This is a genomic window from Geodermatophilus tzadiensis (genome assembly GCF_003002915.1).
Classification (GTDB): domain Bacteria; phylum Actinomycetota; class Actinomycetes; order Mycobacteriales; family Geodermatophilaceae; genus Geodermatophilus; species Geodermatophilus tzadiensis.
In genome coordinates this window covers 87,910-109,806 of sequence record NZ_PVTG01000015.1, presented here as the reverse complement: position 1 = coordinate 109,806, position 21,897 = coordinate 87,910, and the positions used below count along the sequence as shown (strand labels likewise).

Sequence of the window (21,897 nt, the reverse complement as noted above, 5' to 3'; positions counted from 1 at the left end):
CCGTAGGCGGGCGGGCCGTCCCGCGCGGGGTCAGTAGCCTCGACGTCGTGCGCATCGTCCGCTTCGCCTCGCCCTCGGGCATGTCCTTCGGCGTCCTCGACGGGGACGGCCAGGTCGCCCAGATCGAGGGCCACCCGTTCGGCACCATCTCCTTCACCGGCCAGCGCTTCCCGCAGGCCGACGTCCGGCTGCTCTCGCCGATCCTGCCCAGCAAGGTGGTCTGCGTCGGCAAGAACTACGCCGAGCACGTGCGGGAGATGAACACCGGCGACGCCCCCGAGCGGCCGCTGCTGTTCCTCAAGCCCTCGACGTCGGTCATCGGCCCGGGCGACGCCATCCGCATCCCGCCGGGCAGCACCAACGTGCACCACGAGGTGGAGCTCGCCGTCGTCATCGGCGCCCGCGGCGCGCGGAACCTGGCCCCGGAGCAGGTCGCGGGCAGCGTCTTCGGCTACACGATCGCCAACGACGTCACTGAGCGGGACATGCAGAGGAGCGACGGCCAGTGGACCCGCGCCAAGGGCTTCGACTCCTTCTGCCCGCTCGGCCCGTGGATCGAGACCGACCTCGGCGCCCTGGGCAAGGACCCGGCCGACCTCGGGATCACCTGCACCGTCGACGGCGAGCCGCGGCAGGCCGGGCGCACCAGCCAGCTGCTCTTCGACGTCCCCACGCTGGTCTCCTACATCTCCCAGGTCATGACGCTGCTGCCCGGCGACGTGGTGCTCACCGGCACCCCGGCCGGCGTCGGCCCGATCAGCCCCGGCCAGCGGGTCGAGTGCTCGATCGAGGGCCTGGGCTCGCTGGTCAACGGCGTCAGCGGCGCCGACACCGCCTCCACCGCCGGCGGCGCCCGGTGACCGCACCGGTGCGCACCCGCTTCTGCCCCTCGCCGACGGGCACGGTGCACGTCGGCCTGCTGCGGACGGCGCTGTTCAACTGGGCGCACGCGCGGCACACCGGCGGCAGCCTCGTCCTGCGCATCGAGGACACCGACGCCGCCCGCGACTCCGAGGAGTCCTACCGCCACCTGCTCGACAGCCTGCGCTGGCTGGGCCTGGACTGGGACGAGGGCCCCGAGGTCGGCGGCCCGCACGGGCCCTACCGGCAGTCGCAGCGTCACGACGTCTACCGCGAGGTGGTCGACAAGCTGGTCGAGGCCGGGCACGTCTACGAGTCGTTCTCGACCAACGAGGAGGTCGAGGCGCGGCGGCTGGCCGCCGGTCAGGACCCCAAGCTCGGCTACGACAACGCCGACCGGTTCCTCACCGACGCGCAGAAGGCCGCCCTCCGGGCCGAGGGCCGCGAGCCGGTGCTGCGGCTGCGGATGCCCGACAGCGACCTCGCCTGGACCGACCTGGTGCGCGGCGAGGTCCGCTTCGCCGCGGGCTCGGTGCCCGACTTCGTCGTCGTCCGGGCCAACGGGGTGCCGCTGTACCCCTTCGTCAACCCCGTCGACGACGCCCTGATGGGCATCACCGACGTGCTGCGCGGCGAGGACCTGCTGCCCTCCACCCCCCGCCAGCTGGCCCTCTACGCCGCCCTGCAGGACGTCGGGGTCGCCGGCGGCACCCCGCGCTTCGGCCACCTGCCCTACGTCACCGGTGAGGGCAGCAAGAAGCTGTCCAAGCGCGACCCGCAGTCCAACGTGGACGTCTACCGGGAGCGCGGCTTCCTGCCCGAGGGGTTCGCCAACTACCTGGCACTGCTGGGCTGGTCGATCGCCGAGGACCGCGACGTGTTCTCGATGGCCGAGATGGCGGCGGCCTTCGACGTCACCCGGGTCAGCGCCAACCCGGCCCGCTTCGACGTGAAGAAGGCCGAGGCGATCAACGCCACCCACCTGCGCGAGCTGCCGGTGGAGGAGTTCGTCGGGCGGGCGGTGCCCTTCCTGGCCGGCGCCGGCCTCGTCGCCGACCCGCCCACCCCCGAGCAGGACCGGGTGCTGCGCGCGATCGCCCCGCTGGCGCAGGAGCGCAGCGTGGTGCTCTCCGACGTCGTCGGCCTCCTGGGCTTCCTGTTCGTCGACGAGGTGGAGATCGACCCGGCCGCCGCGGCCAAGAACCTCCGCCCCGAGGACGGCGAGGTGCTCGACGCGGCGGCCGACGCGCTGCGCGGCCTCGACGACTGGTCGACCGCGGGGATCGAGCAGGCCCTCAAGGCGGCCCTGGTCGAGGGCCTGGGCCGCAAGCCGCGGCAGGCCTTCGGTCCGGTACGGGTGGCCGTGAGCGGGCGCACCGTCTCCCCGCCGCTGTACGAGTCGATCGAGCTGCTCGGACGGGACCGCACGCTCGCCCGCCTCGCGGCGGCCCGGGGCGCGGCGGGGTGAGCCTCCCGCCGTGGGCGCCGCCGCCCGGCCCCGGTGGCTGGGACGGCGAGGCCTACACCGGCCCGCCGCCGACCGCTCCCTACGGCGCCCCGCCGCGGGTGCCCGGCACGTACGCGGGTGGGCCGGGCGGGGCGGTGCCGTGGGGACCGCCCGGGGGAGCGGGGGTGCCCGCCGGGCCGGTGCCGTGGCCGCTGGGGCCGGTGCCCCTGCCGCCGGGGCCGCACGGACCCGCCGGTCCGGGCCCGCTGCCGCCGGGGCTCACGCTCGCCCCGCCGCCCGGGACGCCGCCGCACGACGAGCCGGTGCCCTTCCTGCTGGCCATGCGCTCTCGCGACTGGGCGTGGTGGCGGCCGCTGCTGGGCCTGCTGCTGTTCGTCGTCGCCTACTCGGTGGCCGCCTTCGTCGTCGTCCTGGTGACCCTGCTCACCGGGATCGAGCCGGACCTCGAGCTGCTCGACCTGGTCGACCCCGGCGTGCTGCTGATCACCAACCTCTCGCTGATCGTCGCGATCCCGATCGTGTCGCTGCTGTGGGTGGCCGCGCACGGGATGAGCCCGGGCTGGTCGGCGTCGGTGCTGGCCCGGCTGCGGTGGCGGCTGTTCGCGCCGTTCACCCTGCGCGCCCTGGCCACCCTCGGAGTGGGCATCGGGCTGTCGGTGGTGCTCGGCTTCGCGTTCGGCGACGGCGGGGTCAGCGGGCCGGTCGACGACCTGGTCTGGCTGCTGCTGGTCGTGGTGCTCACCACGCCGATCCAGTCGGCCGCCGAGGAGTACGTCTTCCGCGGCTACCTCAGCCAGGCGATCGCCGCGTGGATCCGCGGTCCGCGGGCCGGCGCGCTGGTCGCGGCCGTGGTCACCGCGGCGCTGTTCTCGGCGGCGCACGCCCCCGGCGACGTCGCCACCTTCCTCGACCGCTTCGCCTTCGGCCTGGCCGCCTCGGCCGTGGTGTGGCTCACCGGCGGGCTCGAGGCGGCGATCGTGCTGCACGCGGTGAACAACGTGCTGGTCTTTCTCCTGGCGGGCACGCTCGGCGACGACGTCGCCACCGAGGAGGTGCCGGCGGGTACCGGGCTGCTGTTCCTGCTGCTCACGGTGGTGGCGATGGCCGGCTACGTCGCCCTCGTCGCCGCCTCCCGGCGGAAGCTGCGCCCGGAGCTGCTCACCCCGGCGCGCGACCTGCGCGTGCCGGCCGGCGACCCGCGCACCCGGGGGTGGTGACACCCCCTCCGCGGGCATCGGGTATGGTCGTACCCGGCGCCGCGAGGTGCCGGCCAAGCCTTGGGGTATGGGGTAATTGGCAGCCCGACGGTTTCTGGTTCCGTTAGTCTAGGTTCGAGTCCTGGTACCCCAGCGAGGAAGCACCACCTCCTCACGCACCACCCGCACCACCGCACGGCCCCGTCGTCTAGCGGCCCAGGACGCCGCCCTCTCACGGCGGTAGCGAGGGTTCGAATCCCTTCGGGGCTACAGCGAGCGAGAGCCCCCGGTCCCCGGACCGGGGGCTCTCGTCGTCCCGGGGCCGCTCGCGGCCCGCGTCCGGCCCCGTGGCACCATGGAGCGGTCCGGCCCCGTCGTCTAGCGGTCCAGGACGCCGCCCTCTCACGGCGGTAGCGAGGGTTCGAATCCCTTCGGGGCTACGGCGAGCGAGAGCCCCCGGCCACCCGGCCGGGGGCTCTCGTGCTGTCCGGCCGGTGCCCGAGTGGCTGGAGATCACCACCGGGCATAGCGTTCGCAGGGCCCACCCGCGGGCCCGGAACGGGAGGCGGACGACGGTGATCCGGACGAGCGCTCGGCTGGCAGACGGCCGGGAGGTCCTGTACTTCGACGCCGACGGCTCACCCGTCCGGCACCCGGCCGAGGACACCCGCGACCTGCCGCCGGTGAGCACCCGCTCGCAGCTGCGCCGGGACGCGCTGCTGGACGAGTGGGTGGTCGTCGCCGCGCACCGGCAGACCCGCACCTTCCTGCCGCCGGCCGACCAGTGCCCCCTGGACCCCTCGCGCCCGGGCCGGCCCACCGAGGTGCCCGAGAACGACTACCAGGTGGCCGTCTTCGAGAACCGCTTCCCCTCGCTGGCCACCTCCGTCGACCGCGACGTCGCGCCGCACGCCCCCGGCGACCCGCTGGCCGAGCTGCGCCCGGGCTTCGGCCGCTGCGAGGTCGTGCTGTTCACCAGCGACCACGACCAGCACTTCGCCGGCCTCAGCCGCGAGCGGGCGCGCCTCGTCGTCGACGTCTGGGCCGAGCGCACCGCGGAGCTCGGCGCCCTCGACGGGGTCGAGCAGGTGTTCTGCTTCGAGAACTCCGGCGAGGAGATCGGGGTGACCCTGTCGCACCCGCACGGGCAGATCTACGCCTACCCCTTCGTGACGCCGCGCGTGGCGAAGGTGCTGGCCTCCGTGCGCCGGCACCGGGAGGAGACCGGCGGCGACCTGTTCGCCGAGCTGGTGGCGGCCGAGCGCAGCGGCCCGCGGGTGGTGGCGGCCAACGACTCCTGGGTGGCGTTCGTGCCGGCGGCGGCCCGCTGGCCCTACGAGGTGCAGCTGTTCCCGACCCGCCGGGTGCCCGACCTGCCGGCCCTCGACGACACCCAGCGCGACCACCTGGCCGCGCTCTACCTCGACGTGCTGGGCCGCTTCGCGCACCGCTTCGACACCCCGATGCCCTACATCGCCGCCTGGAACCAGGCGCCGGTGCGGGAGGGCCGCGAGGACTGGTGGCTGCACCTGCAGCTGTTCTCGCTGCGCCGGGCCCCCGGCAAGCTCAAGTACCTGGCCGGCTCGGAGTCGGGGATGGGCGCGTTCATCACCGACACCAACCCCGAGGACGTCGCCGAGCAGCTGCGGGCCGTGGTGGTCCCGTGAGCGAGGTGCCCACCGACGAGGAGGCCGCGGCGCGCGCGGTGGCCGCCTTCACCGACCGCTTCGGTGGCCCGCCCGAGGGCGTCTGGGCCGCTCCCGGCCGGGTCAACGTCATCGGCGAGCACACCGACTACAACGGCGGCGCGGTGCTGCCGGTCGCCCTCCCGCACACCACCCGCGCCGCGGTCGCCCGCCGCGACGACGGCCGGCTGGTGCTGGCCTCGCTGCAGCACCCGGGCGCCGACGCCGAGGTGGCCGTCGTCGACCTGGCCCCGGGGAGCCCGGGCGGCTGGGCCGGCTACCCGGCGGGCGTGGTGGCCGAGCTGCGCGACTCCGTGACCGGCGGGCTGAGCCTGCTCGTCGACGGCGACGTCCCCGCCGGTGCGGGCCTGTCGTCGTCGGCCGCGCTGGAGTGCGCGGTGGCCCTGGCGCTGCGCGACCTGCTCGGCCTCGACCTGGGCCCGGGCGACCTGGTCGACGTCGCCCGCCGGGCCGAGAACGACTTCGTCGGCGCGCCCACCGGCATCCTCGACCAGTCGGCCTCGGTGCTGTGCACCGCCGGCCACGCGCTGTACCTGCAGACCCGCGACCGGCGCAGCGAGCAGGTGCCCCTCGACCTCGCCGCAGCCGGCCTGGCGCTGCTGGTGGTCGACTCGGGCACCACCCACAGCCACGCCGAGAGCGGCTACGGCGACCGCCGCCGCGAGTGCGAGGAGGCCGCGCGCCGCCTGGGCGTCGAGCTGCTCTGCGACGTCCGGGACGTCGCCGACCTGGCCCCGCTGGACGACGGCGACGAGCGCGGCGCGCTGCTGCTGCGGCGCGCCCGCCACGTCGTCAGCGAGGACGCCCGCGTGCGCGAGGTCGTCGGGCTGCTGGGCGGGGGCGGCGACCCGCGCGCCGTCGGCCCGGTGCTCACCGCCGGGCACGCCTCGCTGCGCGACGACTTCGAGGTGTCGGTGCCCGAGCTCGACGCCATCGTGGAGACCGCGCTGTCCGCCGGCGCGCACGGCGCCCGCATGGTCGGCGGGGGCTTCGGCGGCAGCGCCGTCGCCCTCGTCGACGCCGCGGACGCCGACGCCGTCGCCACGGCCGTCACCGAGCGCGCCGGCGCGACCCGTTCGTTCGTCGTGGTCCCCTCCGCCGGGGCCCGGCGGCTGCCCTGAACCGACCCGAGTGGAGGCCTGAGTGGACGACCTGAGACTGGACGCGACGTTCGTCGACTACCTGCTGGTGGCCGCCTACTTCGCCGTCGTGCTGCTCATCGGCGCCGCCGCGCGCCGGCGGGTGTCCGACAGCCTGGACTTCTTCCTGTCCGGCCGGTCGCTGCCCGCGTGGGTCACCGGCCTGGCGTTCATCTCGGCCAACCTCGGGGCCGTCGAGATCGTCGGCATGTCGGCCAACGGCGCGCAGTTCGGCATGAGCACCATGCACTACTTCTGGATCGGCGCGGTCCCGGCCATGCTGTTCCTGGGCGTGGTGATGATGCCCTTCTACTACGGGTCGAAGGTCCGCTCGGTCCCGGAGTTCATGCGCCGCCGGTTCGGCACCGGCGCCCACCTGGTCAACGCGCTCAGCTTCGCCGTCGCGCAGATCCTCATCGCCGGCATCAACCTCTACCTGCTGGCCACCATCGTCGAGGCGCTGCTGGGCTGGCCGCTGTGGCTGTCGCTGATCGTGGCGGCGGCCGTGGTGCTCAGCTACATCACGCTCGGCGGGCTGTCGGCGGCCATCTACAACGAGGTCCTGCAGTTCTTCGTCATCGTGGCCGCGCTGCTGCCCCTGACGCTCATCGGCCTCAACCGCGTCGGCGGCGTCGGGGGGCTGGTCGACCGGGTGACCGACTCCGGGCGCGCCGAGGAGCTGACCTCGTGGCCGGCCACGGAGCTGTCCGGCATCGGCAGTCCCGTCCTGTCGGTCATCGGCATCGTGTTCGGCCTCGGCTTCGTGCTGTCCTTCGGCTACTGGACGACGAACTTCGTCGAGGTCCAGCGGGCGATGGCGACCAAGTCGATGTCCGCGGCCCGCAGCACGCCGATCATCGGCGCCTTCCCGAAGATGTTCGTCCCGTTCATCGTCGTGATCCCGGGCATCATCGCCACGGTCCTGGTCCCGGAGGTGGTGGAGGCCCGGGCGGCGTCGGCCACGGACTTCGACTACAACAACTCGATCCTGCTGCTCATCCGCGACACCCTGCCCAACGGCCTGCTCGGCGTCGCCCTGGCCGGCCTGCTCGCGGCGTTCATGGCCGGCATGGCGGCCAACATCTCCGCCTTCAACACCGTCTTCAGCTACGACCTGTGGCAGCAGTACGTGAAGAAGGACCGGCCCGACGGCTACTACCTCGCCGTCGGCCGGTGGGCGACGGTCGGCGCCACCGTGGCCGCCATCGGGACGGCGATCATCGCGTCGGGCTACACGAACCTGATGGACTACCTGCAGACGCTGTTCGGCTTCTTCAACGCCCCGCTGTTCGCCACGTTCATCCTCGGCATGTTCTGGCGGCGGATGACGCCGACCGCCGGCTGGATGGGCCTGGTGTCCGGGACGCTGGCCGCCGTCGCCGTCGCCTTCCTCAGCGAGGACGCGTTCGGCACGGCGTCGCTCGGGCTGCTGCCGATCGGCGGCCAGGGCGCGAGCTTCGTCGCCGCGAGCGCGGCCTTCGTCGTCGACATCGTCGTCAGCATCGTGGTCAGCCAGGTCACCGCGCCCAAGCCGGTCGCCCAGCTCGCCGGGCTGGTCTACTCCGAGACGCCGAAGGAGCAGCGCACCGACCCCGACGCGCACCGGCTGCCCTGGTACCAGTCGCCGACCAAGCTGGCCGGCATCGCGCTGGTGATGGTGATCGTCCTCAATGTCGTCTTCCGCTGACCACAGGAGCCCGGCCATGAGCAGCAGCAGCAACAGCGCCACCCCGGCCAAGCACGCAGCGGGGGCCTTCGACGTCCGCAACGTCATCGCCGCGCTGATCGGCTTCTACGGCGTCGTGCTGGTCCTCCTGGGCCTGTTCAGCGACACCGCGGCCGACCGGGAGCGCACCGGCGACGTCAACGCCAACCTGTGGGCGGGCCTGGCGATGCTGGTGTTCGCCGCGGCGTTCGCGCTGTGGTCCCGGCTGCGCCCGATCGTCGTCGAGGCCCCGCCGGACCGGCAGGACCCCGAGGACGACGGCAGCGGGCGGGCCACCGCCGGTCACTGACGGACGGTGACCGGCACCCGCTGCACCAGGTTGTTGGCCATGCCCTGGCGGTTCCAGCGCTGCTGCACCGGCTGGGCGCCCTCGGCGTCGGCGGCGCGCACGACCAGCTCGTGGCGGCCCGGGCGGGCGTCCCACGCGCAGGTCCACGCCCGCCACGTCCAGGGGTGCGCCGGGTCGGCCGGGGCCAGGTGGGCCGGGGTCCAGGTGGCGCCGCCGTCGGTGCTCACCTCGACCCCGGTCACCGGGGCGCGGCCCGACCACGCCCGCCCGGTGAGCGCCACCGGGCCCGGGCGGAGGAAGCGCTCGCGGGTCAGGAAGTCCGGCCAGCCGGGTGGGGCCAGCAGCGCGCGGGGCGCGATCCGGGTGACCGGGACGCCGGCCTCGTGCGCGTCGACCTTGATCCGGTAGGCGACGGCGTTCTGGAAGCCGGTGAACGGCCGGTCGAGCACCTCGATCCGGGTCAGCCACTTGACGTGCGCCATGCCGTACCAGCCGGGGACCAGCAGCCGCAGCGGAGCGCCGTGCTGCGGCGGCAGGGGAGCGCCGTTCATGCCCCAGGCCAGCAGCACGTCCGGGCGCAGCGCCTCGGCCAGCGGCAGGCCGCGGGAGTAGTCCTGCTCCCGGCCGCCCTCGACGCCGTGGTCGGCGCCGGTGAAGGCGACGTCGACCGCGCCGGGGGAGACGCCCGCCTCCCGCAGCAGCGGGGCCAGCGGCGTGCCGGTCCACTCGGCGCTGCCCACGGCCTCCAGCAGCCAGGGCTGGCTCACCGGCCGGGGCTCCAGCCGGGCGCGGCCGTTGCCGGCGCACTCGAGCAGCACGCGCGCGGTCACGGCCGGACGGCGGCGCAGCGCGTCGAGGTCCAGGCGCAGCGGGCGCGCCACCGCGCCGCCGACCTCCAGCGACCAGTCGCCGGGGTCGACGGCGGGGATGTCGTAGTGGGTGAGCACGTAGTGCAGGCCCGGCGGCGTGACGTCGTAGCGCAGCGCCTCCAGCGGCATCCCGTGGTTGCGGGTGGCCAGCGCCAGCTCGTCGAGGCCGATGCCCTCCCCGGGCTCGGCGATCCGGGCGCGGCCGCGGTGCGTGGGCTCCGTCGTCGCCATGGCGGGAGTCTTCGCCGGGCGGACGGCACGGGGAACCCCTCGGGGTCCGTCAGCTGCCCGCGGCGCGCCCGATCGCCGAGGCGGCCTCGAGGACGGCGCCGACCACGTCCGGCGACGGACGGCGGCCCAGCCGCTCGACCGGGCCGGAGATGGACACCGCGCCCAGCACCGCGCCGCCCGGGTCGCGCACCGGCGCCGACAGCGACGCCACCCCGGGCTCGCGCTCGGCGACGCTGTGCGCCCAGCCCCGCCGGCGGACGTCGAGCAGCGTGCGGGCGGTGAAGCTGGCGCCGGGCAGCAGCGGCGTGACCTCCTCGGCCGGCGCGAACGCCAGCAGCGCGTGCGCCGCCGAGCCCGCCGTCATGGGCAGCCGCGCGCCGACCGGCACGGTGTCGCGCAGGCCGTGGGCCCGCTCGGCGGCCGCCACGCAGACCCGGGTGCCGCCCTCGCGCACGTAGAACTGCGCGCTCTCCCCGCTGGCGTCGCGCAGCACCACCAGGTGCCGGCCGGCCAGTTGCGCGAGGTCGGCGCTGCCGTGGCCGAGCTCGGCCAGCGCCGGGCCCGGCGCCCACGAGCCCGCCGGGGTGCGCCGCAGCAGCCGGTGGCCCTCCAGCGCGACGGCCAGCCGGTGCGCCGTGGCCCGCGGCAGCTCGGTGCGCGCGACCAGGTCGGCGAGCGAGGCGGGCTGCTGCGCGACGGCGCGCAGGATGGCCACCGCTTTGTCCAGCACGGCGACGGGGTTAGGCTGTCCCACACAGCAATACTCTCATCTCACTCAATGAGATGGCCACCCCGGGAGGGACCCGTGCCGAAGACCCTGGCGGAGAAGGTCTACGACGCCCACGTCGTGCGCAGTGCCGAGGGCGAGCCCGACCTGCTCTACATCGACCTGCACCTCGTGCACGAGGTGACCAGCCCGCAGGCCTTCGACGGCCTGCGCGCCGCCGGTCGCACGGTCCGCCGGCCCGACCTCACCATGGCCACCGAGGACCACAACGTCCCGACGCTGGACATCCTCGCGCCGATCGCCGACCCGGTCAGCCGGGCCCAGGTCGAGGCGCTGCGGACCAACGCGGCGGAGTTCGGCATCCGGCTCGCGCCGATGGGCGACCGCGACCAGGGCATCGTGCACGTCATCGGCCCGCAGCTCGGGCTGACCCAGCCGGGGATGACGATCGTCTGCGGCGACAGCCACACCTCCACCCACGGCGCCTTCGGAGCGCTCGCCTTCGGCATCGGCACCAGCGAGGTCGAGCACGTGCTGGCCACCCAGACGCTGCCGCAGTACCGCCCGAGGCAGATGGCCGTCACCGTCGAGGGCCGGCTCCCGGAGGGCGTCTCGGCGAAGGACGTCATCCTCGCCGTCATCGCCCGGATCGGCACCAACGGCGCCGCGGGCCACGTCATCGAGTACCGCGGCAGCGCCATCGAGGCGCTGTCGATGGAGGCCCGGATGACGATCTGCAACATGTCGATCGAGGCCGGCGCCCGCGCCGGGCTGATCGCCCCCGACCAGACCACGTTCGACTTCCTGCGGGGCCGCCCGCACGCCCCCCAGGGCGCCGACTGGGACGCCGCCGTCGAGCACTGGCGCACGCTGCGCACCGACGAGGGCGCGGCCTTCGACACCGAGGTCGTCCTCGACGCCGCCGAGCTCACCCCGTTCGTCACCTGGGGCACCAACCCCGGCCAGGGGCTGCCGATCGGCGAGTCGGTGCCCGACCCGGCCGCCATGACCGACGAGAACGAGCGCCGCGCCGCCGAGCAGGCCCTGGCCTACATGGGCCTGACCCCCGGCACGCCGCTGCGCGAGATCGAGGTGGACACCGTCTTCCTCGGCTCCTGCACCAACGGCCGCATCGAGGACCTCCGGACGGCCGCCGCGCTGCTGCGCGGGAAGCGGATCGACGCCTCCACCCGGATGCTCGTCGTCCCCGGGTCGGTCGGCGTCAAGCTGCAGGCCGAGGCCGAGGGCCTCGACCGCGTGTTCACCGAGGCCGGCGCCGAGTGGCGGGGGGCGGGGTGCTCGATGTGCCTGGGCATGAACCCCGACCAGCTGCAGCCGGGGGAGCGGTCGGCCTCCACCAGCAACCGCAACTTCCAGGGCCGCCAGGGCAAGGGCGGGCGCACCCACCTCGTCTCGCCGTCCGTGGCCGCCGCCACCGCCCTCACCGGGAAGCTGACCGCCCCCGCCGACCTGGCCGACGTCGCGCCGTGACCACCCGCCCCACCACCCCGGCAGGAGTCTGAGATGCAGCCCTTCACCACGCACACCGGCACCGCCGCCCCGCTGCGCCGCAGCGCCGTCGACACCGACCAGATCATCCCGGCCGAGTACCTCAAGCGGATCACCCGCACCGGCTTCGAGGACGGGCTGTTCGTGGCCTGGCGGCGCAACGAGCCCGACTTCGTGCTCAACCAGCCGCAGTACGCCGACGCCTCGATCCTGGTCGCCGGCCCCGACTTCGGCACCGGCTCGTCGCGGGAGCACGCGGTCTGGGCGCTGATGGACGGCGGCTTCCGCGCCGTCATCAGCTCGCGGTTCGCCGACATCTTCAAGAACAACTCGACCAAGGCGGGGCTGCTCACCGTCGTGCTGCCGCAGGCCGACGTCGAGGCGCTGTGGGCCGCCGTCGAGGCCGATCCGGCCACGCCGGTGACCGTCGACCTGCAGGAGCGGCGGGTCACCTACGGCGACACCACCGTCGCGTTCGAGGTCGACGAGTACACCCGCTGGCGGCTGCTCGAGGGCCTCGACGACGTCGGCCTCACCGAGCGCCACCTCGCCGACGTCCAGGCCTACGAGGCCCGCCGCTCCCCCTGGCTGCCGAAGGCGCTCCCGGCGCTGCCCGCGTGACCCGGATCCCCGGCGCGCCTCAGGGCGCGTCGGGGTCGGGGCCCAGGTCGCGGTAGTAGTCGGCGGCCAGCGCGCCGGGCCGGCCGCCCAGCGCCCAGACGCTGCCCTTGGCCGCCGGCGGGTGCACCCGGGTGCCCTCCCACCGGACGCCGAGGGCCACCAGCACCGACGGGATGGCCCCGCCCTGGCTGCACACCACGCTGACCCCCGGGGCCCCGCGCGGGGCCAGCAGCCGCTCGACCACGGCCAGGGCGGCCTCCGGGTCGGCGGAGAACTCCTCCTCGCCGAGCTCCGGCAGGTCCTGCAGCGGCAGGCCGGTGCGCAGGGCCAGCGGCTCCAGCGTCTGGCGGCAGCGCACCCGCGCGGCGGTCAGCAGCTCGACCGGGCCGAACAGCGGCAGCACCTCGGCCAGCTGCCGGGCCTGCCGCCGGCCCTGGGCCTCCAGCGGCCGCTCGTCGTCGGGGCCGTCCCAGTCGCTGCGGCTGCCCGCCTTGGCGTGCCGCACCAGCAGCAGCCGGGGCACCCGCGGGAGGTCGGTGCGCGCGAGGTCGGCCAGCACCGCGCGGTCGTGCTCGTGGGTGACGAGGTCCGCGGCCTCGTCGACCGGCAGCCAGCGCAGCTCGTCGACCTCGTGGTTGGGCGTGAACTCCCGCGGGTCGCCGACGGCCTGCATCAGCCAGTAGTCGACGTGCTTGTCGCCCTGGGCGACGGTGTACCGCGTGCGCAGGCTGCGCCGGCCGGCGACGACGTCGAGGCCGGTCTCCTCCCGCACCTCGCGGACGGCGGCGGCCAGCGCGTTCTCCCCGGCGTCGAGCTTGCCCTTGGGCAGCGACCAGTCGTCGTAGCGCTCGCGGTGCACCAGAGCGGTCTCCAGCCCCCCGCCGGCCGTCGTCCGCCAGACGGCACCGCCGGCCGCGGCGACGACCCCGCGTCCGCCCTCAGCCGGCATGCTCGGTCACCGCGGCCGTCAGCGCGGCCTGGTAGTCGCGCCCGGCGGTGCGGGTCCAGGTGCCCTCGGGGCCGAGCTCCCAGCAGCCCACGCCCGGGGCCATCGCGGCGTCGAAGACCCGCTGCAGCTCGCGCTGCGCGGTCTCGTCGCAGACCCGCAGCAGCACCTCGACGCGGCGGTCGAGGTTGCGGTGCATGAGGTCGGCGCTGCCGATCCACCACTCCTGCTCCCCGCCGTTGCAGAAGGCCATCACCCGCGAGTGCTCCAGGAACCGGCCGACGATCGAGCGCACCCGGATGCCCTCGGACAGCCCGGGCACCCCCGGCCGCAGCGCGCAGATGCCGCGGATGAACAGCTCCACGGGGACGCCGGCCCGCGCGGCCTCGTAGAGCGCGTCGATGACCCCCTCGTCGACCAGGGAGTTCACCTTGAACCGGATGCCGCAGGGCCGGCCCTCGGCCGCGTGCCGCGCCTCCCGGCGGATCTTGTCGACCAGCCCGCTGCGGATGCCGTGCGGCGCCACCATGAGCTGCCGGTAGCTGGTCTGCCGCGAGTAGCCGGTGAGGGTGTTGAACAGGTCGGTGAGGTCGGCGCCCACCCGCGGGTCGGCGGTGAGGATGCCGAGGTCCTCGTAGAGGCGGGCGGTCTTGGGGTTGTAGTTGCCCGTCCCGATGTGCACGTAGCGGCGGATGACGCCGCTCTCCCGGCGCACCACCAGCGCGGTCTTGCAGTGCGTCTTGAGGCCCACCAGCCCGTAGACGACGTGGCAGCCGGCCCGCTCCAGCGACCGGGCCCACGTGATGTTGGCCTCCTCGTCGAAGCGCGCCTTGACCTCCACCAGCACCACGACCTGCTTGCCGGCCTCGGCGGCCTCGATGAGCGCGGTGACGATCGGCGAGTCGCCGGAGGTGCGGTAGAGCGTCTGCTTGATCGCCAGCACGTGCGGATCGGCCGCGGCCTGCTCGATGAAGCGCTGCACGCTGGTCGCGAACGAGTGGTAGGGGTGGTGCACCAGCACGTCGCCCTCGCGCAGCGTGGCGAACACGCTCTTGGGCGTCTCGCCCTCGGACAGCCGCGGGTGGGTGGCCGGCACGAACGGCTCGTCCTTGAGCTCCGGCCGGTCGAGGTCGTACAGCGCCCACAGCGACGCCAGGTCGAGCAGGCCGGGCACGGTGACGACGTCCTGCGGACTGACCTCGAGCTCGGAGACGAGGACGTCGAGGATCTGCGGGTCCATCGTCTCGGTCACCTCCAGCCGCACGGCCGGGCCGAACCGGCGGCGGGCCAGCTCCCGCTCGAGGGCCTGCAGCAGGTCCTCGTCGCGGTCCTCCTCCACCTCGAGGTCGGCGTTGCGGGTGACCCGGAACAGGTGGTGGTCGACCACGTCGAGACCGGGGAACAGCGACGTCAGGTGGGCGGAGATGAGGTCCTCGAGCGGCAGGAACGTCGCCTGGCCGGTCGCGTCCGGCGCCTGGGCGGCCCCCACCGGGACGAACCGCGGCACGTTGTTGGGCACCTTCAGCCGGGCGAAGTGCCGGTTGCCGGTGTCGGGGTCGCGCACCTGGACCGCGAGGTTGAGCGACAGGCCGCTGATGTAGGGGAACGGGTGCGCCGGGTCGACCGCCAGCGGGGTGAGCACCGGGAACACCTGGTCGCGGAAGTACTCCCGCAGCCGCCGGGTCTCGGGCTCGGCGAGGTCGGACCAGTGCACGATCCGGATGCCGGCCGCCTCCAGCCGCGGCGTGACGTCCTGCTCGAAGGTGACCGCGTGCCGGTGCACCAGCTCCTGCGTCCGCTCGGTGACCCGCGCCAGCTGCTCGCGGATGGTGAGCCCGTCGGGGGAGCGGACGGTCAGCCCGGTGCTCAGCCGCCGCTTGAGGCCGGCGATGCGCACCATGTAGAACTCGTCGAGGTTGCCCGCGAAGATCGCCAGGAACTTGACCCGCTCCAGCAGCGGCAGCGTCCCGTCCTCGGCCAGCTCGAGCACCCGCGCGTTGAAGTCCAGCCAGGACAGCTCCCGGTTGAGGAAGCGGTCGGCGGGCAGCGCCGGCGGTCCCTCCCCCTGCGGCGTGCGCGTCGTGTCGGCTGTCGTCGTCTCCGCTGCCACGGCGTCATCGTGCCGCACCCGGGTGAACGGCGGACGACCCGCGGCGGGTGGCTCAGCCGGTGCGGGGCAGCAGCCGGGGCAGCAGCACCGCGGTCGCCGTCCCCACGCCCAGGGCGGCGGCCGCGGCGAGGTCGGCGGGGGTGTCGACGTCGCGGCGCAGCCCCGGCCAGTCCCCGCCCAGCGGCCGCGCCCCGGCGGCGGCGTGCGCGGCGGCCGAACCGCGCCCGAAGTGCGGGTCCAGCGGCACGCCGGCCGCGGTCAGCAGGGTGGTCCCGGTCCCGGCGGCGTCGGCGACGAAGCCGCGCGGTGCCGCCTCGGCGGCGTCCAGCGCGGCCGCCAGCTCGGCCGGGCGCAGCGCCGGCAGGTCCGACGACAGCGCGGCCACCGCCGCGGTCGCGGCGGCGCCCGCGCCGTGGGCGAGGGCGGGGTTGAGGCCGCGGTCGGGCGCGTCCGGCACGGTGCGCGCCCCCAGCGCGGTGACCGCCGCGGCGGCGCGGGCGTCGTCGGTGACCACGACGACGTCGTCGACCGCGGGACAGGCGCGGGCGGCGGCCACCGTGTCGGCCAGCAGCGCGAGCACCAGCACCGCGTGCCGGTCGCCCGCGCCGGGCCCGCCGGTCAGCGGGTGCAGGCGGGTCTTGGCCGCGCCGAGCCGCTTCGCCGGGACGACCACGGACCAGTGCACGGGGTCCATGTGAGCACACCGCTCCACCGCCGGACGGCACTGCCGGACCGGGGCCGCGGGTCCGGTGCGATCATGTGCCGGTCATCACGACCGAGCGGAGGGGTGCCGGTGACCGAGGAGCAGTCCGCCGGGCGCGGGACGGTCGCGCAGCAGCGGCCGCGGGTCCTGCACGAGCGGGGCCGGCTGCCGTGGTCGCTCCGGCTCGCCGTGGTCGTCATCTACCCGGTGGCCTCCCTGCTGTTCCGGCTGCGCTACCGGCACGGCGAGCGGTTCCCGCGCACCGGCCCGGTGCTGCTGGTGGTCAACCACGTGTCGGTGCTCGACCCGCTGGCCTGCGCGCGGCTGGTCTACGACCACGGCCGCATCCCGCACTTCCTGGCCAAGCAGGCCGTCTTCCGGGGGCTGGCGGGCCGCATCCTGCTCGACGCCGGGCAGATCCCGGTCGCGCGCGGCTCCTCGGACGCCCGGGGCTCGCTGTCGACGGCCGCGGCCGACCTCGAGGCCGGCAACGTCGTGGTCATCTACCCCGAGGGCTCGGTCACCCGCGACCCCGACTGGTGGCCCATGGAGGCGCGCACCGGCGTCGCCCGGCTGGCGCTGACCACCGACGCCGTCGTGCTGCCGGTGGCGCAGTGGGGCCCGCAGCGGGTGCACGACTACCACGCCAAGAAGCTGCACCTGCGGCTGCGCACGCCCACCGACTACGCGATCGGGGAACCGGTGGACCTCTCCGCGCTGCGGGCGGAGGTGCGCGCCGGGCGGGCGCTGACGCCCGACCTGCTCCGCTCGACCACCGACCTGCTCATGGGCCGGGTGCGCGACGAGCTGGCGGCGCTGCGCGGGGAGCCCGCGCCGCCGGTGTCCGCCCGGCGGCCGGGCCGGTCGCTGCCCGGCGACCTGCCCGGGAGCGCCGCGTGAGCGGGCCGGAGCGCTCGGGTCGCGGCACCCGCGCCGCGGTCCTCGGCGCGGGCTCCTGGGGGACGACGTTCGCCAAGGTGCTGGCCGACGCCGGCTGCGCGGTGACGCTGCACGCCCGCCGCCCGGAGCTGTGCGAGGCGATCACCGAGACGGGGGAGAACCCCGACTACCTCCCCGGCGTGCGCCTCCCGCGGACGCTGACGGCGACCGTCGACGCCGCGCTGGCCCTCGACGGCGCCGACGTGGTCGTGCTCGCCGTCCCCTCCCAGTCGCTGCGGGCCAACCTCACCGCCTGGGCGCCGCTGCTGCCGCCCGACGCCAGTCTGCTCTCGCTGATGAAGGGCATCGAGCTGGGCAGCACCAAGCGGATGAGCGAGGTGATCTGCGAGGTCACCGGCGCCGGACCCGAGCGGGTGGCCGCCCTGTCGGGCCCCAACCTCGCCCGCGAGATCGCCGAGGAGCAGCCGGCGGCCACCGTCATCGCCTGCCCCGACGACGACCGGGCGACGGCGCTGCAGGCGGCCTGCCACACCCCCTACTTCCGCCCCTACACCAACCGCGACCTGGTCGGCTGCGAGCTCGGCGGGGCGGTGAAGAACGTCATCGCGCTGGCCTGCGGCATCGCCGAGGGCATGGGGTTCGGCGACAACACCCGAGCCTCGCTGATCACCCGCGGGCTGGCCGAGACCGCCCGGCTCGGGACCGCGCTCGGCGCGGAGCTGACCACCTTCGCCGGACTGGCCGGCCTCGGCGACCTGGTGGCCACCTGCAGCTCGCCGCTGTCGCGCAACCGCACCTTCGGGGAGAAGCTCGGCCGCGGGATGTCGCTGGAGGAGGTGCAGCGCGAGACGCGCCAGGTGGCCGAGGGCGTCAAGAGCTGCCGGCCGGTGCTGGAGCTGGCGCGCGCCCACGGCATCGACGTGCCGCTCACCGAGGCGGTCGTGAAGGTCTGCCACGACGGCGTCCCGGCCCAGCTGGTGCTCAAGGAGATCATGTCCCGCGAGGCGAAGCCGGAGTGACGACGCCGCCCGACGGGTGGGGGGACGGCACCCGGTCGGTCCACGCCGGCGACCTGCCGCCGGTGCCCGGCACGCCGCTGCGCCCCTCGCCGGTGTTCGCCGCGCCCTACCACCTCGGCGCCCTGCCGCCCCGCGCGAACGGGACCGACGCCTACGCCCGCACCGAGCACCCCACGTACCGGGCCTTCGAGACCGCGGTCGGCGCGCTCGACGGCGGCCGCTGCCTGTCCTTCGCCACCGGGATGGCCGCCGTCACCGCCGCGGTGACGGCCCTCGTGTCGGCCGGCGACCGCCTGGTGCTGCCCGCCGACGGCTACTACGCCACCCGGATGCTGGCCCGCGACGAGCTGGAGCGGCTGGGCGTGCGCGTGGAGTACGTGCCCACGCCGGAGATCGCCGAGGTCGCCGCCCGCGGCGACCTCGAGGGCGCCCGGATGGTGGTCCTGGAGACGCCGAGCAACCCGCACCTCGACGTGTGCGACGTCGCCGCCGTCGCCGCGGCCACCCGCGCCGCCGGAGCGCTGCTCGCCGTCGACAACACCACGGCCACCCCGCTCGGGCAGCGCCCCCTGGCCCTGGGCGCCGACCTCACCGTCGGCGCGGACACCAAGGCGCTCACCGGGCACAGCGACCTGCTGCTGGGCCACGTGTCGACGACCTCCGACGAGCTGTACGACCGGCTCAAGGGCTGGCGCGACCACACCGGTGCCACGCCCGGCGCCTTCGACGCGTGGCTCGGCCACCGGTCGATGAGCACGCTGGACCTGCGGCTGGCCCGCCAGGCGGCCACCGCCGACGCCGTGACGGCCGTGCTGGCCGGGCACCCGGCGGTCACCGGCGTGCGCTGGCCGTGGCGGCCCGGCGACGCCTCCTACGCCCTGGCGACCCGGCAGATGCTGCGCCCCAACGGCGTCGTGTCCGCGGAGCTGGCCGACGAGGACGCCGTCCTGCGCTTCCTCGCCGCCACCCGGCTGTGGACCGCGGCGACCAGCTTCGGCGGCGTGCACAGCACCGTCGACCGGCGGGCGCAGTGGGGCGGGGACGCCGTCCCGGCGGGGTTCGTGCGCTTCTCCTGCGGCATCGAGGACACCGACGACGTCGTCGCCGACCTGCTCGCCGGGCTCGACGCCGCCTGACCGCTCGCCGGGCGCACCCGCCCACGACCGGTGGGGTCAGGCGGCGGCGCGGGCGTCCCGGCGGCGGCGGTGCGCGGCGCGGGCGGTGAGCCACCCGCTGAAGGCCAGGTAGTAGACGACGTAGGCGAACGACACCACGACGACGACCGGGTTCGGGTCGGGCAGCTGGACGACGAGCACGGCGTAGCAGATGAACCAGACCGCCGTCAGCAGCATGCTCACCTGCCACAGCGCCTCGGTGCGCGACGGGTACAGGTAGCGCACCGGCACGAAGACCAGCACCGAGCAGACGACGAGGGTGACCGCGACGGCGACCTGCGACAGGTCGAGCACCACCGCGTAGAACGCCACGACGTTCCAGTAGCTCGGGAAGCCGAGGAAGGTGTGGTCGTCGGTCTTCGCATCGACCCGGCAGAACTGGTAGCTCGACGCCAGCAGCGGCAGCGCGCCGAGCGCCCAGCCCAGCGGTCCGTGCGGCAGCGCGCCGGTGGTCCACAGCAGGACGACGGGCGCGAAGACGTAGGTCAGGTAGTCGACGATGTTGTCCAGCAGCGCGCCGTCGAACCAGGGGATCGTCTCCTTGACCCGCGCGCGGCGGGCCAGCATCCCGTCGGTGCCGTCGACCACCAGTGCGGCCAGCCCCACCCACAGCGCGGCCTCCACCTCGCCCTCGAGCGCGGCGAGCACGAACAGCAGCGCCAGCACCGAGCCCAGCGCGGTGTAGGCGTGCACCGCCGCACCGGCCAGCCGCAGCCGGAGCGGGTGACGGCGCGCCGGGGCGGCCCCCTGGTCAGGCCCCTCGTCGTGTGCCGTCGTCGCCGGAGGCCGGGGGTCCACCGGGGGGGCCGCGTTCTCCCGCATCGCGACGAGAGTCCCACACGGCGCGCGCCACGGCCCTGCCGGAGCGCGGGACGCGTCCGCGGCGTCGACTAGGGTCGGCCGCGATGAGCGGGACAGGCAAGGTGCGCGTCGCGGTCGTGTTCGGGGGGCGCAGCGCCGAGCACGCCATCTCCTGCGTCTCGGCGGGCAGCGTCATCGCCGCCCTCGACCCGGAGCGCTACGAGGTGGTGCCGGTGGGCATCGCCCGCGACGGGCGCTGGGTGCTGCCCGACCCCGGGCAGCAGCTGGCCATCGACGGCGGCCGGCTGCCCGAGGTCACCGGGGGGACGGCGGTGTCGCTGGTCGGTGACCCCGGCGGCCGCGGCCTGGCGGTGCTGGAGCCGACCGCCGCGATCGGCCCGGCGCTGACCGAGGTCGACGTCGTCTTCCCGGTGCTGCACGGCGCCTACGGCGAGGACGGCACCGTCCAGGGGCTGCTGGAGACGAGCGGGCTGCCCTACGTCGGGTCCGGGGTCTTCGCCAGCGCCGCGTCGATGGACAAGGAGTTCACCAAGAAGCTCCTGGCCGCCTCCGGGCTGCCGCAGGGCGACCACGTGGTGCTGCGCGACGCCGGGGGAGCGCTCTGCCCCGACCCCGACGTCCTCACCGCCGCCGACCGCGAGCGGCTGGGGCTGCCGGTGTTCGTCAAGCCCTCCCGCGCCGGGTCGAGCATCGGCATCAGCAAGGTCACCGACTGGGCGCAGTTCCCGGAGGCCGTGGCCACCGCCGCCGCCGTCGACCCGAAGGTGGTCGTGGAGGCCGCCGTCCCCGGGAGGGAGATCGAGTGCGGCGTGCTGGCCGGCCGCGACGGCGGCCCGCCCGAGGCCAGCCTGCCCGCCGAGATCCGGCTCAAGGCCGGCACCGACTGGTACGACTTCAGCGCCAAGTACCTCGAGGACGCCGTGGAGTTCGACGTCCCGGCCGACCTCACGCCCGAGCAGACGCGGATGGTGCAGGCGGCCTCCTGCCGCGCCTACCTCGCCCTGGACTGCGAGGGGCTGGCCCGTGTGGACTTCTTCCTCGGCACCGGCCCCGACGGCGCCGAGCGGCTGGTGGTCAACGAGGTCAACACGATGCCGGGCTTCACGCCCATCTCGATGTTCCCGCGGATGTGGGCGGCCAGCGGGGTCGGCCACCCCGAGCTGGTCGACCGGCTGGTCGCCTCGGCGCTGGCGCGCGCGGGCCGCCCGGGGGACGCGCGGACCCCGAGGTGACACCGGGCCGGTCGGTCGCGCTCGCCGTGGGCCTGCTGGTCCTCACCGGCTGCACGCCGACGGTGGTCGGCAGCGCCACCCCGGCCCCGGCGACGGCGACCCCGGCGACGGTCGAGGAGCTCGGCGCGCTGGTGCTCACCCGGGTGCCCTCCGGCCTGGCCCGCATCCCCGACGGCGACCTGCAGCCGCCCGCCGGTGCCAAGTCCGTCGACGACGTCGCCGCCTACGCCGAGGACCCTGCCCGCGAGCGCACCGTGCTGCGCGACTACGGCTACCGGCACGGCTGGGAGCGCTTCTGGGGCTCGACCACCGGGCCGCTGACCAGCGTGTTCGTCGACCAGTTCGACGAGCACGCCGGCGCCGCCGCCTACGCCGAGGACCTGGCGGGCAACGACGCGGCGCTCTACGAGGGGGTGCTGCGCCGCGACCCGGCCGACCTGCCCGGCGGCTGCAGCCTGCTGGTCGTGACCACGCCGGCCGACGGGGCCGACCCGGCCACCCGCCTGGCCGGTCCGGCCGTGTTCGCCTGGTGCGCCCACGGCGTGTTCAGCGTCGCGGTGACCGCGGTCGCCGACAGCACGGAGGCGGCCACCGAGGAGCTGCGCGCGGTGGTGCTCGCCCAGCTCGACCGGCTGCCGATGGCCTGAG

Annotated in this window: 20 protein-coding genes and 3 tRNA genes; 17 read left to right on the top strand and 6 right to left on the bottom strand. The window is 75.2% G+C overall.

Annotated elements, in window-relative coordinates:
* Positions 1 to 47 precede the first annotated feature (47 nt).
* From LY71_RS18120 to LY71_RS18070, 10 genes are all read left to right on the top strand, one after another.
* Complete coding sequence (locus LY71_RS18120; protein ID WP_106280224.1) at positions 48 to 860, top strand: fumarylacetoacetate hydrolase family protein; 813 nt, start codon at positions 48 to 50, stop codon at positions 858 to 860.
* Positions 857 to 2,329 (top strand): glutamate--tRNA ligase, encoded by a 1,473-nt coding sequence (gltX, locus tag LY71_RS18115; protein WP_106280222.1) that lies wholly within the window; start codon positions 857 to 859, stop codon positions 2,327 to 2,329. The genes LY71_RS18120 and gltX overlap by 4 nt, the downstream gene beginning before the upstream one ends.
* Positions 2,326 to 3,546 carry a CPBP family intramembrane glutamic endopeptidase gene (locus LY71_RS24535; RefSeq protein ID WP_170121409.1) on the top strand — a complete coding sequence of 407 codons (1,221 nt, stop codon included), beginning with the start codon at positions 2,326 to 2,328 and terminating at the stop codon, positions 3,544 to 3,546. The genes gltX and LY71_RS24535 overlap by 4 nt, the downstream gene beginning before the upstream one ends.
* A gap of 61 nt (positions 3,547 to 3,607) precedes the next feature.
* Positions 3,608 to 3,679, top strand: a tRNA-Gln gene (locus tag LY71_RS18100).
* A gap of 43 nt (positions 3,680 to 3,722) precedes the next feature.
* Positions 3,723 to 3,795: transfer RNA gene (locus tag LY71_RS18095), tRNA-Glu, on the top strand.
* 97 nt (positions 3,796 to 3,892) lie between these two features.
* Positions 3,893 to 3,965, top strand: a tRNA-Glu gene (locus LY71_RS18090).
* 135 nt (positions 3,966 to 4,100) lie between these two features.
* A complete protein-coding gene (gene galT / locus LY71_RS18085) occupies positions 4,101 to 5,192 on the top strand; it encodes a galactose-1-phosphate uridylyltransferase (protein WP_211297414.1) in 1,092 nt (363 codons plus the stop codon).
* A complete protein-coding gene (gene galK, locus LY71_RS18080) occupies positions 5,189 to 6,352 on the top strand; it encodes a galactokinase (protein ID WP_211297413.1) in 1,164 nt (387 codons plus the stop codon). Before galT ends, galK begins: the two co-directional genes overlap by 4 nt.
* A 22-nt stretch (positions 6,353 to 6,374) precedes the next feature.
* The gene (locus tag LY71_RS18075; RefSeq protein ID WP_106280216.1) at positions 6,375 to 8,057 is read left to right on the top strand and encodes a sodium:solute symporter family protein; all 1,683 of its coding nucleotides are present in this window, start codon (positions 6,375 to 6,377) and stop codon (positions 8,055 to 8,057) included.
* A gap of 16 nt (positions 8,058 to 8,073) precedes the next feature.
* Complete coding sequence (locus tag LY71_RS18070) at positions 8,074 to 8,385, top strand: hypothetical protein (protein WP_106280214.1); 312 nt, start codon at positions 8,074 to 8,076, stop codon at positions 8,383 to 8,385.
* Here LY71_RS18070 and LY71_RS18065 read toward each other — a convergent pair.
* Complete coding sequence (locus LY71_RS18065) at positions 8,379 to 9,485, bottom strand: sulfite oxidase (RefSeq protein ID WP_106280211.1); 1,107 nt, start codon at positions 9,483 to 9,485, stop codon at positions 8,379 to 8,381. The genes LY71_RS18070 and LY71_RS18065 overlap by 7 nt on opposite strands.
* A gap of 49 nt (positions 9,486 to 9,534) precedes the next feature.
* Positions 9,535 to 10,215 carry an IclR family transcriptional regulator gene (locus tag LY71_RS18060; RefSeq protein ID WP_245888031.1) on the bottom strand — a complete coding sequence of 227 codons (681 nt, stop codon included), beginning with the start codon at positions 10,213 to 10,215 and terminating at the stop codon, positions 9,535 to 9,537.
* Positions 10,216 to 10,290: 75 nt separating this feature from the next.
* Here LY71_RS18060 and leuC point away from each other — a divergent pair, with 75 nt between their 5' ends.
* A complete protein-coding gene (leuC, locus tag LY71_RS18055; protein ID WP_106280206.1) occupies positions 10,291 to 11,703 on the top strand; it encodes a 3-isopropylmalate dehydratase large subunit in 1,413 nt (470 codons plus the stop codon).
* A 33-nt stretch (positions 11,704 to 11,736) separates the two neighbouring features.
* On the top strand, positions 11,737 to 12,342 hold the full coding sequence (leuD, locus tag LY71_RS18050; protein ID WP_106280203.1) for a 3-isopropylmalate dehydratase small subunit: 606 nt from the start codon (positions 11,737 to 11,739) through the stop codon (positions 12,340 to 12,342).
* A gap of 19 nt (positions 12,343 to 12,361) precedes the next feature.
* Here the strand turns inward: leuD and LY71_RS18045 are convergent, their stop codons facing one another.
* The 3 genes from LY71_RS18045 to cofC are packed head-to-tail and all read right to left on the bottom strand — an operon-like array spanning position 12,362 to position 16,092.
* On the bottom strand, positions 12,362 to 13,291 hold the full coding sequence (locus LY71_RS18045) for an NUDIX hydrolase (RefSeq protein ID WP_106280201.1): 930 nt from the start codon (positions 13,289 to 13,291) through the stop codon (positions 12,362 to 12,364).
* On the bottom strand, positions 13,281 to 15,398 hold the full coding sequence (locus tag LY71_RS18040) for an RNA degradosome polyphosphate kinase (protein ID WP_211297412.1): 2,118 nt from the start codon (positions 15,396 to 15,398) through the stop codon (positions 13,281 to 13,283). Before LY71_RS18040 ends, LY71_RS18045 begins: the two co-directional genes overlap by 11 nt.
* Before the next feature lie 52 nt (positions 15,399 to 15,450).
* Entirely contained in the window at positions 15,451 to 16,092 is a 642-nt protein-coding gene (cofC, locus tag LY71_RS18035) for a 2-phospho-L-lactate guanylyltransferase (protein ID WP_106280196.1), read from the bottom strand.
* Positions 16,093 to 16,191: 99 nt separating this feature from the next.
* On the opposite strand from cofC, the gene LY71_RS18030 reads away from it, so the two are divergent.
* From LY71_RS18030 to LY71_RS18020, 3 genes are read left to right on the top strand one after another with little or no spacing between them, the layout of a single operon-like run.
* Positions 16,192 to 17,001: a lysophospholipid acyltransferase family protein gene (locus tag LY71_RS18030; RefSeq protein WP_245888027.1), complete on the top strand. Its 810-nt coding sequence runs from the start codon at positions 16,192 to 16,194 to the stop codon at positions 16,999 to 17,001.
* Positions 16,998 to 18,020 carry an NAD(P)H-dependent glycerol-3-phosphate dehydrogenase gene (locus LY71_RS18025; RefSeq protein ID WP_106280194.1) on the top strand — a complete coding sequence of 341 codons (1,023 nt, stop codon included), beginning with the start codon at positions 16,998 to 17,000 and terminating at the stop codon, positions 18,018 to 18,020. The genes LY71_RS18030 and LY71_RS18025 overlap by 4 nt, the downstream gene beginning before the upstream one ends.
* The gene (locus LY71_RS18020; RefSeq protein WP_106280192.1) at positions 18,017 to 19,156 is read left to right on the top strand and encodes a cystathionine gamma-lyase; all 1,140 of its coding nucleotides are present in this window, start codon (positions 18,017 to 18,019) and stop codon (positions 19,154 to 19,156) included. Before LY71_RS18025 ends, LY71_RS18020 begins: the two co-directional genes overlap by 4 nt.
* A gap of 36 nt (positions 19,157 to 19,192) precedes the next feature.
* Here the strand turns inward: LY71_RS18020 and LY71_RS18015 are convergent, their stop codons facing one another.
* Positions 19,193 to 19,888, bottom strand: a complete 696-nt coding sequence (locus LY71_RS18015; protein WP_245888024.1) for a CDP-alcohol phosphatidyltransferase family protein — start codon at positions 19,886 to 19,888, stop codon at positions 19,193 to 19,195.
* A 212-nt stretch (positions 19,889 to 20,100) separates the two neighbouring features.
* On the opposite strand from LY71_RS18015, the gene LY71_RS18010 reads away from it, so the two are divergent.
* On the top strand, positions 20,101 to 21,249 hold the full coding sequence (locus LY71_RS18010; protein ID WP_106280190.1) for a D-alanine--D-alanine ligase family protein: 1,149 nt from the start codon (positions 20,101 to 20,103) through the stop codon (positions 21,247 to 21,249).
* Positions 21,246 to 21,896 (top strand): hypothetical protein, encoded by a 651-nt coding sequence (locus LY71_RS18005; RefSeq protein WP_106280188.1) that lies wholly within the window; start codon positions 21,246 to 21,248, stop codon positions 21,894 to 21,896. Before LY71_RS18010 ends, LY71_RS18005 begins: the two co-directional genes overlap by 4 nt.
* Position 21,897: the final 1 nt, after the last annotated feature.

Bases quoted from the DNA above. Each gene is read 5' to 3' on its own strand.
- LY71_RS18070 (WP_106280214.1), top strand. From the start codon at position 8,074: ATGAGCAGCAGCAGCAACAGCGCCACCCCGGCCAAGCACGCAGCGGGG.
- LY71_RS18065 (WP_106280211.1), bottom strand. From the start codon at position 9,485: ATGGCGACGACGGAGCCCACGCACCGCGGCCGCGCCCGGATCGCCGAG.
- leuD (WP_106280203.1), top strand. From the start codon at position 11,737: ATGCAGCCCTTCACCACGCACACCGGCACCGCCGCCCCGCTGCGCCGC.
- LY71_RS18045 (WP_106280201.1), bottom strand. From the start codon at position 13,291: ATGCCGGCTGAGGGCGGACGCGGGGTCGTCGCCGCGGCCGGCGGTGCC.
- cofC (WP_106280196.1), bottom strand. From the start codon at position 16,092: ATGGACCCCGTGCACTGGTCCGTGGTCGTCCCGGCGAAGCGGCTCGGC.
- LY71_RS18010 (WP_106280190.1), top strand. From the start codon at position 20,101: ATGAGCGGGACAGGCAAGGTGCGCGTCGCGGTCGTGTTCGGGGGGCGC.